Source organism: Hydrogenoanaerobacterium saccharovorans (assembly GCF_003814745.1).
Lineage (GTDB): Bacteria > Bacillota > Clostridia > Oscillospirales > Ruminococcaceae > Hydrogenoanaerobacterium > Hydrogenoanaerobacterium saccharovorans.
In genome coordinates this window covers 66,574-83,811 of record NZ_RKRD01000003.1, presented here as the reverse complement: position 1 = coordinate 83,811, position 17,238 = coordinate 66,574, and the positions used below count along the sequence as shown (strand labels likewise).

General features: G+C 45.4%; 14 protein-coding genes. 4 read left to right on the top strand and 10 right to left on the bottom strand.

Annotated features, from left to right (window positions below):
• Nucleotides 1-99 precede the first annotated feature (99 nt).
• The 4 genes from glgA to glgB all read right to left on the bottom strand — a co-directional run bounded on the left by glgA (nt 100) and on the right by glgB (nt 6,074).
• Complete coding sequence (gene glgA, locus EDD70_RS12570) at nt 100-1,524, bottom strand: glycogen synthase GlgA (protein WP_092755908.1); 1,425 nt, start codon at nt 1,522-1,524, stop codon at nt 100-102.
• 113 nt (nt 1,525-1,637) lie between these two features.
• The gene (gene glgD / locus EDD70_RS12565) at nt 1,638-2,762 is read right to left on the bottom strand and encodes a glucose-1-phosphate adenylyltransferase subunit GlgD (protein WP_092755906.1); all 1,125 of its coding nucleotides are present in this window, start codon (nt 2,760-2,762) and stop codon (nt 1,638-1,640) included.
• A gap of 16 nt (nt 2,763-2,778) precedes the next feature.
• Nucleotides 2,779-3,981, bottom strand: coding sequence for a glucose-1-phosphate adenylyltransferase (locus EDD70_RS12560; RefSeq protein ID WP_092755904.1), 1,203 nt, complete (start codon nt 3,979-3,981; stop codon nt 2,779-2,781).
• Between the two features lie 59 nt (nt 3,982-4,040).
• Nucleotides 4,041-6,074 carry a 1,4-alpha-glucan branching protein GlgB gene (glgB, locus tag EDD70_RS12555; RefSeq protein ID WP_092755901.1) on the bottom strand — a complete coding sequence of 678 codons (2,034 nt, stop codon included), beginning with the start codon at nt 6,072-6,074 and terminating at the stop codon, nt 4,041-4,043.
• 648 nt (nt 6,075-6,722) lie between these two features.
• On the opposite strand from glgB, the gene EDD70_RS12550 reads away from it, so the two are divergent.
• Nucleotides 6,723-7,673, top strand: a complete 951-nt coding sequence (locus tag EDD70_RS12550) for an AEC family transporter (protein WP_092755899.1) — start codon at nt 6,723-6,725, stop codon at nt 7,671-7,673.
• A 161-nt stretch (nt 7,674-7,834) separates the two neighbouring features.
• Here the strand turns inward: EDD70_RS12550 and EDD70_RS12545 are convergent, their stop codons facing one another.
• The 3 genes from EDD70_RS12545 to EDD70_RS12535 form a co-directional block, all read right to left on the bottom strand.
• Nucleotides 7,835-8,107, bottom strand: coding sequence for a hypothetical protein (locus EDD70_RS12545; RefSeq protein WP_123811056.1), 273 nt, complete (start codon nt 8,105-8,107; stop codon nt 7,835-7,837).
• Nucleotides 8,108-8,210: 103 nt separating this feature from the next.
• Complete coding sequence (locus EDD70_RS12540) at nt 8,211-8,468, bottom strand: hypothetical protein (protein WP_092755895.1); 258 nt, start codon at nt 8,466-8,468, stop codon at nt 8,211-8,213.
• Between the two features lie 34 nt (nt 8,469-8,502).
• Entirely contained in the window at nt 8,503-9,519 is a 1,017-nt protein-coding gene (locus EDD70_RS12535; protein WP_092755892.1) for an alpha-hydroxy-acid oxidizing protein, read from the bottom strand.
• A 235-nt stretch (nt 9,520-9,754) separates the two neighbouring features.
• On the opposite strand from EDD70_RS12535, the gene EDD70_RS12530 reads away from it, so the two are divergent.
• Nucleotides 9,755-10,189 carry an RrF2 family transcriptional regulator gene (locus EDD70_RS12530; RefSeq protein ID WP_092755890.1) on the top strand — a complete coding sequence of 145 codons (435 nt, stop codon included), beginning with the start codon at nt 9,755-9,757 and terminating at the stop codon, nt 10,187-10,189.
• 53 nt (nt 10,190-10,242) lie between these two features.
• On the opposite strand, the gene EDD70_RS12525 is transcribed toward EDD70_RS12530, so the two are convergent.
• From EDD70_RS12525 to ppdK, 3 genes are all read right to left on the bottom strand, one after another.
• A complete protein-coding gene (locus EDD70_RS12525; protein WP_092755888.1) occupies nt 10,243-11,352 on the bottom strand; it encodes a DUF3810 domain-containing protein in 1,110 nt (369 codons plus the stop codon).
• A gap of 9 nt (nt 11,353-11,361) precedes the next feature.
• Entirely contained in the window at nt 11,362-11,706 is a 345-nt protein-coding gene (locus tag EDD70_RS12520) for a Smr/MutS family protein (protein ID WP_092755886.1), read from the bottom strand.
• 152 nt (nt 11,707-11,858) lie between these two features.
• The gene (gene ppdK / locus EDD70_RS12515; RefSeq protein ID WP_092755884.1) at nt 11,859-14,489 is read right to left on the bottom strand and encodes a pyruvate, phosphate dikinase; all 2,631 of its coding nucleotides are present in this window, start codon (nt 14,487-14,489) and stop codon (nt 11,859-11,861) included.
• 345 nt (nt 14,490-14,834) lie between these two features.
• Here ppdK and glmU point away from each other — a divergent pair, with 345 nt between their 5' ends.
• Both glmU and EDD70_RS12505 read left to right on the top strand, forming a co-directional pair.
• A complete protein-coding gene (gene glmU, locus EDD70_RS12510; protein ID WP_092755882.1) occupies nt 14,835-16,199 on the top strand; it encodes a bifunctional UDP-N-acetylglucosamine diphosphorylase/glucosamine-1-phosphate N-acetyltransferase GlmU in 1,365 nt (454 codons plus the stop codon).
• 61 nt (nt 16,200-16,260) lie between these two features.
• Nucleotides 16,261-17,220 (top strand): ribose-phosphate diphosphokinase, encoded by a 960-nt coding sequence (locus EDD70_RS12505; RefSeq protein ID WP_092755880.1) that lies wholly within the window; start codon nt 16,261-16,263, stop codon nt 17,218-17,220.
• The last annotated feature ends 18 nt before the right edge of the window (nt 17,221-17,238 follow it).

Sequence of the window (17,238 nt, the reverse complement as noted above, 5' to 3'; positions counted from 1 at the left end):
CCCATTTCAGCATTGAATACTTTATTTTACTGCGAAAGCAGCAAGCCGTCAACCAACTTAGGGGGCAGAAATTTATCTGCCCCCTTGTTTTTATAAAAATTATTCGATTCCAATTACTTCTTTGTACAGCTTAATGTATTCGTTTGCCGATTTACCCCAACTGCAATCGCACTCAAGAGCATGTTTTACGAGTTCGTCCCATTCGGGTTTATAATCGAACTTTTCTTTACAGCGCAGGATTGCACCAAGCATATCGTGTGCATTATAAGTTTTAAATGTAAAGCCATTGCCGTTTTCATCGCCAAAATCAGTGATAGAATCTTTCAGCCCGCCTGTTTCGCGCACAATGGGAATTGTGCCGTAACGCAGCGCAAGCATTTGCGAAAGCCCGCAGGGCTCACTTTTGCTCGGCATCAGAAAAGCATCGGCACCCGCGTATATTTGCCGTGCAACAGACGGAATAAATCCAATCCTGACAGACAGCTTGTCGGGGTGGCGTGCCTGCATTTCGGTAAAGAAGTTTTCGTACAAATAATCTCCCGATCCTAAAATCACCAACTGAATATCCTGCTGCAGCAAGTCCTCCATAATATATTTGATGAGATCCAGCCCTTTATGCGCCACCAAGCGAGACACCACACCAATAAGCATTTTGTCTTGTTCTATCGGCAGGCCAAACTCTTGCTGCAAAGCTGCCTTGTTCTGCTTTTTCAGCTCAGGTTCTGCCGCCGAGTAGTTTTTAAAAATGGCAGGGTCTGTTTCGGGGTCGTAGTTTTTTACGTCAATACCGTTAAGAATACCCCGCAAGCGGTGCCGTTTGTTGCGCAGCACCGAGTCAAGCCCATGCGAAAACCACGGGTCGAGAATTTCTTCAGCGTAAGTGGGGCTAACCGTTGAAACCATATCACACTGGATAATGCCCCCCTTCATATAATTTACACAGCCGTCACATTCCACAACAGTAGATGCATACTGTGGAATACCCAACAGGTCTGTGACAATCTCCATACCGTATTTGCCCTGATACTGAATGTTATGGATGGTAAACACCGTTTTAATTCTTTTAAACTTTGGAATGTTTCTGTAAAACAGGTTCAGATAAACCGGAACAAGCGCCGTTTGCCAATCGTTGCAGTGAATAATTTCTGGTTCAAAATCAATAAAATTCACCATTTCGAGTATTGCTTTGGCAAAAAACGCAAAGCGCTCACCGTCATCATAAAAACCATAAATGCCGTTGCGTTTAAAATAATACTCGTTATCGAGGAAGTAATAAATAACACCGTCCACAGTGCATTCGAATACGCCACAATACTGCCTGCGCCACGCAAGCGCTACAGTGAAGTTTGTTACATACTTCATCTTTGCGCGAAGTTCAGGGTCAATATCACCGTAAAGCGGCATTACCACACGGCATGCATGCATGCGGTTGCGAATTGCCTTTGGCAGGCTGCCTGCTACATCTGCCAGCCCCCCCGATGCGATAAACGGGAGTGCCTCACTGGCTGCGTATAATATTTTCATATTGTTACCACCTCTTCTTTTCGTCTATAAGGGGCAAAACCCTGTGCTCTGCCCCTGTTTACCATAATTGTTGCACCTTGCAGGTAACATAAGAGTTATCGCAGGCTCTTGTATCAGACATTACTGCCCTTTGTAATATAAACGGGATAGGTATTGTAGCCCATCAAGTTTCTGCCGGCACGCACTGTAACATCCTTGTCGATAATAGTGTAATCGATATTGGAATTTTCGCCGATGTCACAACCCTGCATCACGATGGAGTTTTTCACCTTTGCGCCCTTGCCCACCTTTACACCGCGGAACAAGATGCTATTTTCTATTTCACCTTCAATCACGCATCCGTCGGCTACAAGGCTGTTTGCAACCGCGGCGTTTAGCCCGTATTTTGCGGGTGCTTCGTCGCGCACTTTGGTGTATACCGGTTTATCAGCGGCAAAAAGCTCATAAAGAACATCGTAATTCAAAAGATCCATATTGGCTTTATAGTATGCCTTCATGCTGTTTATTTTTACAGCATAGCCTTTAAACTCATAGCCGCGGATATCGATATGGTTGTGCTGAGCCACCAAAACATCGTGTTTAAAGCTCTTTTTGTTGCGTGCCACAGCCTCGGTAATCATGCGCTCAAGCTTTTTCTTTTCAATTACCGCAATATCCAAATAGCAGCAATTATCACCGCTGAGTTCGGGGCTGATTAAAACGTCATTCACTCTGCCGTTTTCATCAAATTTCAATACCGTGGTATCGCTGGAACGGTTAAGCTTACAGTTTTCTCGCTTATATACCAATGTAAGATCCGCGCCGGTTTCACGGTGCTGTTTGAGCACATCCTTTAGGTTGATGCTGCTGATGACATCGCAATCTGCCATCACAACGTACTCCGCGGTACTGTGCCGGATGTATCCGCCTATACCCGCCAATGCATCCAGCCTTCCCTTATAAATGCCAGTGGAATTCGCACTGGAGAACGGAGGCAAAATACACAACCCGCCTCTTTTACGTGCCAAATCCCAGTCTCTGCCGCTGCCCAGATGGTCCATCAGCGACTGGTAATTGCTTTTGGTGATAACGCCGATGTCTTCGATACCCGAATTCACCAGATTAGAAAGGGTAAAATCGATAAGACGGTAACGCCCGCCGAAGGGCACAGAAGCCATTGTGCGTTTATTCGTAATTTCGCCCATATATTCATCGTGCATATTGGAGAACACGATGCCCAATACCTTTGATTCTTTCACAGCTTCGTCTCTCCTTTCAAATATCTGTATCTATCATTGCTTTTGGCGCAACCACTGTACCGCAGCTTACTTTTACCTTGCTGCCGATGACTGCTACACCCCATTTATCTTTGTCTTCGCATTCTTCGGGGCGCATACCAATTTTTGCACCTTCGCCGATAACCGCATTCTCTGCAACAATGGAGTATTCTACTACCGCACCCCGTTTTATCACTGCACCGGGCATAATAATGCTGTCGCGTACCACTGCACCGTCTTCGACTTTAACCCCTGCAAACAGCACAGAAAAATCCAAAGTGCCTTCTATGTAGCAACCCTCGGTGACAATCGAGTTTTCTACCACTGCGCCTTTTGCCACAAAGTGGGGCGGTTTTACGGGGTTCCTCGCGTAGATTTTCCATGTGGGGTCGTACAAATCCAGCGGAACATTGGGGTCAAGCAAATCCATATTTGCCTCCCACAGGCTGTCAATGGTGCCTACATCCTTCCAGTAGCCCTCAAAATTATACGCAAACATCCGTTGCCCGTCGCTCAGCATAGCAGGGAGAACATCTTTGCCGAAGTCTTTACTGGATTTAGGGTTTGCTTCATCCAGCTCAAGGTACTTTTTGAGCTTTTTCCATGTGAATATGTAAATACCCATGGAAGCCAGATTGCTTTTGGGGTGCTCGGGTTTTTCATCAAACTCATAGATGCTGCCGTCGGAGTTGGTATTCATAATACCAAAGCGCGAAGCTTCTGCCATTTCTACCTCAAGTACTGCAATGGTACAGTCGGCTTGCTTTTCTTTGTGCGCACTAAGCATCTTGGCATAATCCATTTTATAAATATGGTCGCCTGAGAGGATTAAAACATATTCGGGCTCGTAGCGCTCGATAAACTGAATATTTTGATAAATTGCGTTTGCCGTACCTTTATACCAATCTGAACCGGAGCTTTTTTGGTAGGGGGGTAATACAAAAACGCCCCCGTTGAGACGGTCAAGGTCCCACGGCTGTCCGCTTCCGATGTACTCGTTCAGCTCAAGCGGCTGATATTGCGTTAATACGCCTACCGTATCGATACCTGAATGCACACAGTTTGACAAAGGAAAATCGATAATGCGGTATTTTCCCCCAAAAGGGACGGCCGGCTTTGCCTGATTCTTGGTCAGCGTGTAGAGTCTGCTTCCCTGCCCACCGGCAAGCAGCATTGCTACACATTCCTTTTTGCGTGTCATAACTCTCTCTCCCATCCATGCATGGCATTTGCTGTTTATAATAATTGTTTTTATTTGATTTAACGGCTTTCGGATGTTTTTTCATCGACCGCCAAACCCGACTTTTCATCTCTTTTCTTTTTCGATGATTTCTTTTTTTCTTCTTTTTTCTGTGCAGCACCTGCTGCCCTTTTTTCTTCCACAGCTTTTTTATGCATTCTTTTCCCTGCTATCGGTTTAAAATACAGGCAAGAAAGCGGCGGAACCTGAAATTCAATAGATTGGTTAAAGCCGTGCATCTCGATGTCTTCGACCAAAACCTTGCCGTTGCTTATACCCGTACCGCCAAACGCTGTATCATCGGTACTGAGTACTTCTGTATAAGCTGCCGCATCGGGGACACCAATGCGGTAAGCCTCTCTCCCCACAGGGCAGAAATTACATAAAACCACAACTTCGTTACCTTGCTCATCAATCCTGCGGAACGATACAATGTTCTGCGCATGGTCGTCATGTGAAATCCATTTAAACCCATCCCACGAATCTTCTATTTGCCACATACAAGCATTCTCAAGGTAAAAATGATTGACTGCACGTACAAAATCATGCATCTTTTCGTGCTTTTCAAAATCGAACAAACTCCAATCAAGCTCTGTCTGATAGTCCCATTCATTAAACTGGGCAAACTCCTGCCCCATAAACAACAGCTTTTTGCCGGGATGTGCCATCATATAGGCTAAAAATACGCGCATACCTGCAAACTTCTCCTCGTATTCTCCGGGCATTTTGTTGATAAGCGAACATTTGCCGTGCACCACCTCATCGTGTGAGATGGGTAAGATAAAATTTTCGGAGAATGCATAGAACATGCTGAACGTCAGCTTATCATGGTTGTAGGCACGATAAATGGGGTCAAGCGAAGTATAGGTGAGCATATCATTCATCCAGCCCATGTTCCATTTAAAGTTAAAGCCCAATCCGCCCACCATAGGGGGCTTGGTAACAAGCGGCCACGAGGTAGATTCTTCTGCAATCATCAGTGCTGATGGGTGCTCGGTAAGCACTGCGCTGTTCAGCTTTTGCAGAAATGCAACCGCCTCCAGGTTTTCTTTGCCGCCGTTGATATTGGGCGTCCATTGCCACTGCTCACGCCCATAATCGAGGTACAGCATAGAGGCTACGGCATCTACGCGAATTCCGTCAATATGGTATTTTTCAATCCAAAACATCGCCGAAGAAACCAAAAAGGAGTTAACCTCATTTTTGCCATAATCAAAGATGCGAGTGCCCCATTGATCATGCTCTTTCTTCTGCGGATCGGCATATTCATAGCAGCTGCTGCCGTCAAATTCATACAGCCCGTTTTCATCTTTTGGGAAGTGCCCCGGCACCCAGTCCATAATCACGCCGATACCAGCCTGATGGCACTGGTCGACAAAACTCATAAAATCTGCCGGTTTACCAAAACGTGAGGTAGGCGCAAAATAACCTGTTACCTGGTAACCCCAAGAACCATCGTACGGGTGCTCGGTAATTGGCATAATCTCAATATGGGTATACCCTAAATCTTTTACATATGGTATGAGTTCAGAAGCCATTTTATTATAATCAAAACTGTTGCCATCCTCATAGCGGCGCCATGAACCAAGGTGCACTTCATAAATATTCACGGGGGAATGGTAAATGTTAAAGCCCTGCTTTTTCTCAAACCACTCGTTATCTCCCCAACTATAGCCATTGATATCTATGTACTTGGATGCTGTACCCGGGCGAGTTTCAGCATGGAACGCATAAGGGTCGGATTTGAATAGCTGCTCGCCCTTTGCTGTGGTAATACAAAACTTGTAGTTGTCAAAAGGCTTGATTCCGGTTGCAAATGCCTCCCACACACCATCTTCGCTGATAGGTTTCATAGGGGTTGCAGTCGGTTCCCATTCATTAAAATCGCCTACAACAGAAACTGCGGATGCAGCAGGCGCCCATGTACGAAACATAACCCCTTGGGCCCTGCCCTTTTTATGCGGATGCGCACCTAGAAACTCGTACGCCTTATAGTTTGTACCCTGATGAAACAGGTACAACGGCAAATTGAGTTTTTTTGCAGCTTTAACCATTGGAAATTCCCCCTATCCATACTCGCCGGCGCATGGTATCTGCCCTGAGATAAGCCAATGCGGCTAAGAGCACTTTGCCCTCTTTTCTTTTACTAAATCATAGCATTTATTGGGTAGGTTTTCAAGTATTAATTGTATAACTCTAGTAAATTCAGACTTGTTGCATTTCGTAATTTTGTGTACCTTGCACAACAATGTTGATATTTTCTGACGTTTTTGAAAGGGCAAGTCTCCAATTTTTGCACAAATCTTATTATAACAAAACTGTCATGTCGAAAACATCAGAAACGGATACGCGAAAAACCGTTTTTCTGAACAAAGAATGCCATATTTCTTTGTACATAGCTACTGATTTATGCTGCAAATTAATTGACTAAATAATTATCTTTGTAACAAATCTTACAAAGATTACTCTTACTTATTGTAAAAATCAACTACTTAGAGTATTATAAAAAAGTTGTGTTTAGAACAGAAATTTATGGGGTTTTCTGAAACATAAATCTGCCGTATCATGTGCAGTTAATAAAAAGCAAAAAGCACTTGCCGCATTTCGAGCATTTAATACCGCTGTTTGACTTTTGCATCGGAAAAAGACAAAGGTTTTGGTTTTTTAATCAGAAACCACCAAAAACCAAAAGGATTGTGATTATGGAGATTGTACTAATAGTCATCAAACAAGTAGCGGTTATGTTTTTGCTGATGGGAATTGGATTTTATACTGCCAAAACAAAAATGCTCACACAAGAATCTGCCCGAAATTTTTCGGGATTGCTTCTTACGATTGTAATGCCGGCACTGCTTATTCGCGCCTATCAGCAAGACTTTAACCCGAATAAGTTAAAAGGGCTGATGCTGGCTTTTGCACTCGCTATCGTATTCCACATCATTGCAATTGCTGTAAGCCATTTTTTAGTGAAAAAGCGCGAAGGCAATGCTTACCGTGTAGAAATTCTTGCTGCAGTTTATTCCAACTGCGGCTTTATGGGGGTACCGCTGCTGCAGGCAACGCTGGGTGACGATGGTGTGTTTTACGGCGCGGCTTTTATTGGTGTGTTCAATGTACTGACATGGACACATGGTGTTATGACACTGACTGCACAAAAACGTATCAAAGCCAAAAACCTGCTTGGTAACCCCGCCATGATTGGGCTTACAATTGGTTTGGTACTGTTTTTTACCGGGCTGCGTCTGCCCGGAGTGCTGGGAGATACCGTAAGTTTTGTTGCAGACCTTAACACCCCGCTCGCAATGATTATTACAGGTGTATTTTTATCGCAGGTAAACTTTAAGGTTGCCGTTACCGATTCAAAAGTTTATTTTTCCACCATGATTCGCTTGGTTTTGTTACCGCTGATTATGCTTGTACTGCTGAAATGTCTGCCCATTGCCTCTATGTTCCCGGGTGCAGACACCGCTGCATTTTCGCATATCATTGCATGTGCCTGCCCAACAGCAGCAAGCTCCGTTCTGCTGATTTCAAAGCTGGGGTACGACAGCACGCACGGCGCAGAGATTTTAGCGGTTTCCACCTTACTTTCTATGCTGACACTACCTCTGTTTGTACTGTTGTTCAGCATTGTTCCGCCGCTTGTAGGATAAACCGTTTACATACAAAAAGAGAGTACCATGCGGTACTCTCTTAATAACATCATTCAGCAGGGGACGTTGCAACCGTTCTCTGTTTTTTTGCGTAGTATAATCCATAAAATTACTCTATTTTAACTGTCGTTTGATAGTTGGCTGTTGTGTTTTCTTTGCATTCAGCTATCTATGGTATGGTAGCCCTTGGATAAGTTTTTCACTGTATACTGTGCCTCATATTTTTCTTGCGGATTAAGTTTAGTAACAGCTCCACTGCCCCGTAATTCATAATTATTTCCATCCACCTTGCAAATTGCAATAGTTCCTTTTTGAAAATGAATGTCATAATCTGATTTGTTTTGGACACCCCAATATATCGTACAACTGTTTTCGGTTGTCTCTGTAACACGCAAATCAACACTTACAACAGGCGCTTTCTGTGGTATACTCATTATTTTTACCATCGTTACAAGTACCGTGACACATATCAGCAAAATAAACGGTTTTTTAATCAGGAGCACCTCACATTAAAAATTGCAATAATTCAGTTGCTATTCATGGTACCATAGTAATATAAGAACCGTTTTGGTTGATAGCGAATACCATTTCTCCGGTTTGTTCATTAATCACATCCCCAACAGCCACGTCATCTTGTCCCGATGCCAAGGTGCCATTGTCCACTCGGTCATCTGAAATTGAGTGAACTACAACAACTTGATTATCCTTGCCATGATACACGGATGCATGATCGGCAAACGCCACACCGGTTAACGAAAGGAACAAAACTGCACCGATGCCTATGCCAATTATCACTACCAATCTCAGAATAGCATAGGTATGTGAGCGCTTACAGGTAAAGCATCTCCTTGTTGATATCCGAAAGCTTGTTTGCCCCTGTCATCGCCATAGTTTCGGCAAGTTCGATGCCTACCTTTTGCGTATATACCACAGCGCCCTCGGCACCGCCGCCGTAAACAGCGGTCACGTAAGGTCTGCCAATCAGCACGGCATCGGCACCCAAAGCAAGCACCTTGAATACATCCAAGCCCGTACGGATGCCGCCATCAATGAAAATTTTCATCCTGCCGCCCACCGCTTGTGCTATAGCGGGGAGCACCTCGACAGTCGCGGGGGTTTGATCGAGCACGCGCCCGCCATGGTTGGAAATTACAATACCGTATGCCCCTGCCTCCAGTGCTTTGAGCGCACCGCGCACCGTCATAATACCTTTAACGATAACGGGCAGCTTGGTACTTTGAGTAATTTCGCGCAGTTCTGCCACCGATTTAGGGGATACGGGTGTGGGCACGTTTTTGAGCAGTGCCAAACCGGAAGCATCAATATCGGTTGCAACCGCCATGGCATCTGCCTCTTCTGCTTGTCTGATTTTTTCCTTTACCAGTTCCACATCCCACGGCTTGATGGTAGGCACACCAATACCGCCCGCCGCCTTAATCGATTGGAGTGCACCGCCATACACCTGGGGGTTGATACCATCACCCGTGAATGCCGCAATTCCTGCGTCTTTACAGCCGGCAACCAGTTCCACATTGTAGGTAATATCGTCGTGCATCTCGCCGTAGTGCAGTTTCATAGCACCAATGGGTGCAGCAAATACAGGATACCGAAATTTTTTACCGAACAGTTCCACCGAGGTATCCACCGGCTCATCTTCAAAAATGGTGTCCAGATTAATTTTAATCTCTTGCAGCTTTGCATAGTTGCGCTGAAACACCTCGCCCGTCCCTTTTGCCCCGGGGCCGGGGATTTTTGTTTTGCATACAACGCCGTTGCATTCTTTACAAGCGTTGCAAAAGCCGCCCATGTTTTTGCGTGCATTTTCCATTATTTCCTGATAGGTCATAAAGCCCTCCTGATACAATTAAATTCATGTTTTTATTATAACGTCTTCTCGGCAGTTTTACCAGTACAACAATTTGCTTGTGCTGCCCGCGATAAATCGGCGGCAATACAACTATAATAATTACAAAATTGCATAAGAACGGAAACTTGAAAGAACTCGACGATAATGCTATACTTAAAGTTGCAGAAAACAATGAAACTGCATAGAACAGATAGGATAGTAGGGGTATTTTCATATGAAGATGTCTACAAAAGGAAGATACGGACTTAGATTGATGCTGGATATTGCTTTAAACAGCGGAGAAAGACCGGTTGCCTTAAAAGATGTAGCTGCAAGGCAGGAAATCAGCGAAAAATATCTAGAGCAGATTATCATTAGGCTTTCAAAAGCAGACCTTGTTCGCGGCACACGCGGTGCACGCGGCGGTTATGTATTGTCGCGCGAACCCGAACAAATTTCGGTTGGAGATATTCTTCGCGTAGTGGAGGGCAACCTCTCGCCTGTTGATTGTGCAGATTGTTCGGGGCAAAGCGAATGCAGCCGTGCCGACAATTGCATTACTATCGACTTGTGGCGCGATATGAAAGCGGCATTAGAAAGTGTAGTTGATAACCGCACATTAGCAGATTTGGTAGCGAGCTACCATAAGAAAAACCCCGATGAACAATAAATTTTACAGTATACAAAAAAGCCACGGATAACTTCGGATATCCGTGGCTTTTATCATGTAATTTTACTGCGGCGCAAAGCAAGCAGCAGGTCAACCATCCGCCCGTAGCTTTTTACTCCATCTACCTGATTATTGGCTTTGAGGTAGACGTCGTTTACCTTGTTAGAAACTGTACTGATAACGGTATCTTTAAATTGCAGCCAGTAGTAATAATCGGCATCCATATCAAGTGCCACGCCTCGGCTGTAGGTGGATTGAAGCTGACGGTAAAGCCCAATATCCTGCCGATAAAGCTGATTGCTCGCGTATACCAGCGCAAGCATCGTACCGCTGTACTGGAACGCAACGTCATCCGATGCCATGCAGGCAAGATATGCAATAAAATTTGCCTCATCCTCCCGCATAAAACCGCGCAGATGTGACAGTTCATGACACATCGTAGCAGGGATGGTATACTCGGTTGCCGCAACGTTTACGTTTGCCTCCATTGTAAACGGGTTGTATATGCCGGTAATTTCGGTACGAGACATAAAATTAGAAAACATCACCCGCTTGGGGCGGGGGTAGTAACCCTTTAGCGTATCGTAGCTTTTTGCCAGTTCAGTCATCGCCTGCCGCGCCTGTTCTGCTACAGGTTGGTAGCCATCTGCAAACACTTTGGTAACACCTTTTTCATCCACATGCGGTATTTTTGACCGTAAGGTATTCGCCTGAAGGGCAAGCTCTGTACACAACTCATACAGCTCACCCACAGACGCTGGTTGAATTTGTAAACCGCTGTAATGGCTGAAAGGGTAGCGGTAATAGTTTACCCCGCAAAGCATTGCAAACATAAAATAAACAACGCTTGCAATGCACAGCAAATTGAGCGCTGCTTTTTTTACAATTTCGAACCTTTTTTGTTTATTTCTGATAATATTTTGTAGTAACAGATAGATAAATACAATTAGTATAACAATAAGTGCAATGATTCCAAATTCCAGCAAAGAAAACGGAAATAAACCTGTAACAACAGACAATGCTTGGGATACCCACTTATAAATGCCCTGAGCAAAAAAGTTCTCTGCAATAAGGGGGTTGTTTTTTGCCAACAACATAAACAAAAAAGACAGCGGCAGCAATAAAAGGAGCCATACCCGTTTTTGTTTAAGCAAATTGTTCATAACGCACCTCTATAATAACACAATCGTCACACCATGGTTTTGCCGGTTATAGTCTATATCACGCGCCATTTGCGGGCAACGTTCCACAATCAGCCGCGCAGAAGAATCGAACGGTGAAAAGTCTTCGCCCTTTACATAGGCTTTTACCTGCCCCGAAGCACGTTTTTGTTGCAAAGTACGCTGCACATCTGCTTTGATTGCACCGCCCTTGCCGCTGGAACCATAGCCATGAATAATCTTTGCCACATTACAGCCTGATGCCTTTGCACTGCGCAGCCCCTGATTCAGCCTTGTCCGTGCTACCTCCACTGTGGGCATACCGCTTTCTACGTTGATAACCTGACATCCCGCCATCGCATTTCCGCCTTTCCGATTTATTAACTATTATTATAACATGGTCGCAGCAGAAAAAGTGAACTGAAAGTGAAAAAGCATAAAAAAGACCATCCGCAATAAGCGGATGGTCTTTTGACGCATATACTCAAAAAATACTTCGTGTAAACGAATTATTTCTGGTCTTTGATTGCAGCCTGAGCAGCAGCCAAACGAGCAATAGGAACACGGAACGGTGAGCAAGAAACATAGGTGAGGCCTGCTCTGTGGCAGAACTCAACAGAAGAAGGATCGCCGCCGTGCTCGCCGCAGATGCCCAATTTAATGTCAGGGCGAGTCTGTTTGCCGAGTTTCGCAGCCATCTCAACCAGTTTGCCTACGCCCTTCTGGTCCAAACGAGCAAACGGATCCTGCTCGTAGATCTTCTTGTCGTAGTAAGAGCCCAAGAAAGAACCAGCATCGTCACGGCTGAAGCCGAAGGTCATCTGGGTGAGGTCGTTGGTGCCGAAGGAGAAGAACTCTGCTTCTTTTGCAATCTCATCAGCAGTGATTGCAGCACGCGGAATCTCAATCATGGTGCCTACTTTATAGTGCATATCAGAGCCGGCAGCAGCAATTGCAGCGTCAGCTGTTTTAACAACAACGCCTTTTACATAAGCAAGCTCTTTGATTTCGCCAACCAGCGGAATCATGATTTCGGGAACGATCTTCCAATCGGGATGTCTCTTCTGAACGTTGATTGCAGCCTCGATAACAGCCTGTGTCTGCATCTCAGCAATCTCGGGATAAGAAACAGCCAGACGGCAGCCACGGTGACCCATCATCGGGTTGAACTCGTGGAGAGAAGAAATGGTAGCTTTGAGGTCAGCAACCTCAAGGTGCATTTCTTTTGCCAGTGCAATAATATCAGCCTCTGCTGTGGGCAGGAACTCATGCAGCGGCGGATCGAGGAAACGGATGGTTACAGGCATACCCTGCATTGCCTCGTAGATGCCCTCGAAATCGCTTCTCTGCATCGGCAGAAGTTTTGCCAAAGCGGCTCTTCTCTGCTCTTCGGTTTTAGAAACAATCATTTCTCTCATAGCGGGGATTCTGTCGCCATCGAAGAACATATGCTCGGTTCTTGTCAAACCAATACCCTGTGCGCCGAACTTCACAGCCTGCTCAGCATCTTTCGGTGTATCAGCATTGGTACGAACCTGCAGAGTTCTGTACTCGTCAGCCCAGCCCATCAAGCGCTCAAAGTTGCCTGAGATGGAAGCTGCAACGGTGGGGATAGCCTCGCCGTAGATATTACCGGTAGAACCGTCGAGAGAGATGTAGTCGCCCTCTTTATAAGTTTTGCCGTCGAGTGTAAAGCATTTATTCTCTTCATCCATTTTAATTGCGCCGCAACCGGATACACAGCAAGTACCCATACCGCGAGCAACAACAGCAGCGTGAGAGGTCATACCGCCACGAACAGTCAGGATGCCCTGCGAAACGTGCATTCCGGCAATATCCTCAGGAGAAGTCTCAAGACGAACCAGAATTACTTTTTCGCCTTTTTCATGCCACTCAACAGCATCAGCAGCGGTAAATACAGCACGGCCGCAAGCAGCACCCGGAGATGCAGGCAAAGCAGAGCCGATGGGTTTTGCAGCTTTCAGTGCTTTTTCATCAAACTGGGGATGGAGCAAAGCATCGAGCTGTTTCGGGTCGATCATCATAACTGCTTCTTTTTCGGTGATCATTTTTTCGTCAACGAGGTCGCAAGCAATCTGCAGAGCAGCAGCAGCGGTACGTTTACCGTTTCTGGTTTGGAGCATGTAGAGTTTTCTGTTTTCGATGGTAAACTCCATGTCCTGCATATCTCTGTAGTGATCCTCAAGTCTATCACAGATGGTTACAAACTCTTTGTATGCTTCAGGCATAACATCATTCAAATGGTCGATGGTTTCGGGTGTACGAACACCTGCAACAACGTCCTCGCCCTGAGCATTCAGCAAAAACTCACCAAACAGTTTTTTCTCGCCGGTTGCAGGGTTACGGGTAAATGCAACACCGGTACCGGAGTCGTCACCGGTATTACCGAATACCATCATCTGTACGTTTACAGCGGTACCCCAAGAAGAAGGAATGTCGTTCATTCTTCTGTAGTAGTTAGCACGGGGGTTGTCCCAAGAACGGAATACAGCCATGATAGCGCCCATCAGCTGTTCTTTGGGGTCAGAGGGGAAATCAAAGCCTTTTTTCGCTTTGAACTCTGCTTTAAACTGGTTTGCAAGCTCTTTGAGGTCTTCAGCAGTCAGCTCGGTATCCAGTGTAACGCCTCTTTTTTCTTTCATCTCGTCGATGAGTTCTTCAAAGTATTTCTTGCCAACTTCCATTACAACGTCGGAATACATCTGGATGAAACGACGGTAGGAGTCGTATGCAAAACGGGGGTTGTTGGTTTTTTTAGCCATAACCTCAACAACCTCGTCGTTGAGACCAAGGTTCAAGATGGTATCCATCATGCCGGGCATTGAAGCTCTTGCACCGGAACGTACAGAAACAAGCAGAGGATTCTGCAAATCGCCGAATTTTTTACCTGCGATTTTCTCCAGTGCCTCCATGTTTTTGTAAATTTCAGCCTGAATTTCTTCGTTGATTTTTTCGCCGTCAGCATAGTACTGAGTACATGCCTCAGTAGTAACTGTAAAGCCCTGTGGAACCGGCATACCAAGTTTGGTCATCTCTGCAAGGTTTGCACCTTTACCGCCGAGGAGTTCTCTCATTGAACCGTCGCCCTCGGAGAATAGGTATACAAATTTTTTACCCATTTGAATCTACCTCCTGAATTTATTGAATTCTTTTATTGAAAAATTTCAAGCCCATATCGAAAAGATGGGTCAAAATCTTTTTCCACACAAGGACATACACCTATTTGCAAATAGGCGTAGATTAAGTATAGCAAATCCTATAGGCATTTTCTATAGAAACTTGAAAAATCTTTATAAATTCATTCATTTGAACAATATTCTATGATTTAACACGCAAACACTTGAAAATACTAATAAAAATTGCAATAATAAGTGTAGATATACATAGTATAAATTGACGCTTTTTTCCAAATTTAATCAGCGTTAATCAGTAAAAACTGAAAATAACAACAAGGTGTGATCTAATTGCAAAAAATATGTGCAGTGGTATTGTGTGCAGGCGACGGTAAAAGAATGAAATCGCAAAAGCCAAAAGTGTTGTGCGAGGTTTTGTTTAAACCTATGGTAAATTGGATTGAGGACGCATTAAAAGAAGCAGGTATTGAAGAACTGTGTTTGGTGTGCTCCGATAAATCGGATGAGGTACAGAAAGCGGTTTCATCTGCTGAAATTGCAATTCAATTTGAGCGCAGAGGTACAGGACATGCAGTGATGCAGGCAAAAGAATTTTTGCTGCGCCATAAAGGCGAAGACTGCATTGTTCTGTGCGGCGATGCACCTTTTATGAGCGCAGAGGTGATTGCCGGCTCGTACCAGCACCACAAAAACGGCGGATATGTGATGACTGTTATCACCGCAGAATTACAAAACCCGTTTGGATATGGGCGCATTGTGCGTGACGCTGAAAACGGCTGTGTCAGCAGCATTGTAGAGCAGGCGGATACCGACAGCGCCACAGCGCCCATCCGTGAGGTAAATTCGGGCGGGTACTGGTTTAATGTCGATTTTTTGATGCAGGCAATGGAAAGTTTCACCACCAACAACAAGCAAGGTGAATATTATCTTACCGATTCTGTCTCTTATGCCGCAAAAAAAGGGCTTCCCATCGGCGGCTACAAAGCGAAAGATCCCGACGTCATCTTAGGCGCGAACGACCGCGCAGGGCTTTTGCGCCTTAACGAAATAGCTCGTATGAAAAATATTAGCAAAGCACTGGCTGACGGTGTGGAAATTCTATTGACAGACGGTGTTATAATAGCAAATGGCGTTCAAATCGGTGCAGATACGCGCATTTTACCGGGTACCATCCTGCGTGGCAATGTGACTATCGGCACCGGCTGTACCATTGGGCCAAACACGGTGATTGAAAATTGTACGATCGGTGACAATACCGTTATCAATGCCTCCCAGCTGTTTGATTCGCAGGTAGGCAGCGGTGTGCGTGTTGGGCCGTTCAGCTATGTTCGCCCCAACTGTAAAATAGAAGACCATGCCAAAATAGGCGATTTCGTAGAGCTGAAAAATTCTACGATCGGCAAAAAAACCTCCATCGCCCATCTCTCTTATATCGGAGACACGGATTTGGGGCAGAACTGTAATATGGGCGGTGGCATTATCACCTGCAACTACGACGGAAAGCACAAATACCGCACCACTGTAGAAGACAATGCTTTTATCGGCTGTAATACCAATTTGGTTGCACCCGTCACGGTGGAAGAGGGCGCCTATGTCGCTGCCGGTTCCACCATCACCGAGAATGTGCCGAAAAAAGCACTATCTATAGCGCGAGCAAGGCAGGTTAACAAAGAAAACTGGCAAGGTATCAAATAAGTTTTATCTGTACTGCCGTTTTCGGCATGAACGGAAATATAAAAAGAGGGGGAGCGCCAACATGAATCTTCATGGCAAGGATATTAAAATTTTTACCGCTAACTCAAACCCGCGCGTAGCGGAGGCCATTGCAAAGGGGTTGGGCCTGCCATTGGGCAGATGCGATGTCACCACCTTTTCTGACGGTGAGATTTCGGTTTCGATTCATGAGTCGGTGCGAGGTTCGGACGTATTTGTGGTTCAGTCCACCTGCCAACCGGTTAACAACAACCTTATGGAGCTGCTGATTATGATTGACGCTTTCAAACGTGCGTCAGCAGGCCGCATCACCGCGGTCATCCCCTATTACGGTTATGCAAGGCAGGACAGAAAGGCAAAGTCGCGCGACCCGATCACCGCAAAACTGGTTGCAGATATGATTGCCGCCGCCGGTGCAGACCGCGTTTTGACAATGGATTTGCATGCACCGCAGATTCAGGGCTTTTTCAATATCCCTGTCGACCATTTGCTTGGTGTTCCCCTGCTCGCACCCTATTATGTTGAAAAATACAAAGACAAAAAAGATGAGATTGTGGTGGTTTCGCCCGACCTTGGTTCGGTGGGACGTGCACGCAAATTTGCCGAAAAGTTGGAAGCACCTTTGGCTATTATTGATAAACGCCGCCCCAAAGCGAACGTTTGCGAGGTTATGAACATCATCGGCGATGTAAAAGATAAAATTGCGATTATTGTAGATGACTTGATTGACACAGCGGGAACACTGTGCAACGGTGCAGAGGCGATTATGCAAATAGGCGGTGCTAAGCGCGTTTACGCCTGTGCTACACACGGCGTGCTTTCGGGCCCCGCCATTGAGCGCATTGAAAAAAGTTGTATCAAACGCATCGCAATCCTCGACACAATTCCTTTGCCTGATGAGAAAAAAAGTGATAAAATCGTAGTATTGCCTGTTGGGCCGGTATTCGCCGAAGCAATCGAGCGTATTTATGCCGATAAACCAATCTCCCCCTTATTTATTTAACCGTTCTTTCAAAAACAT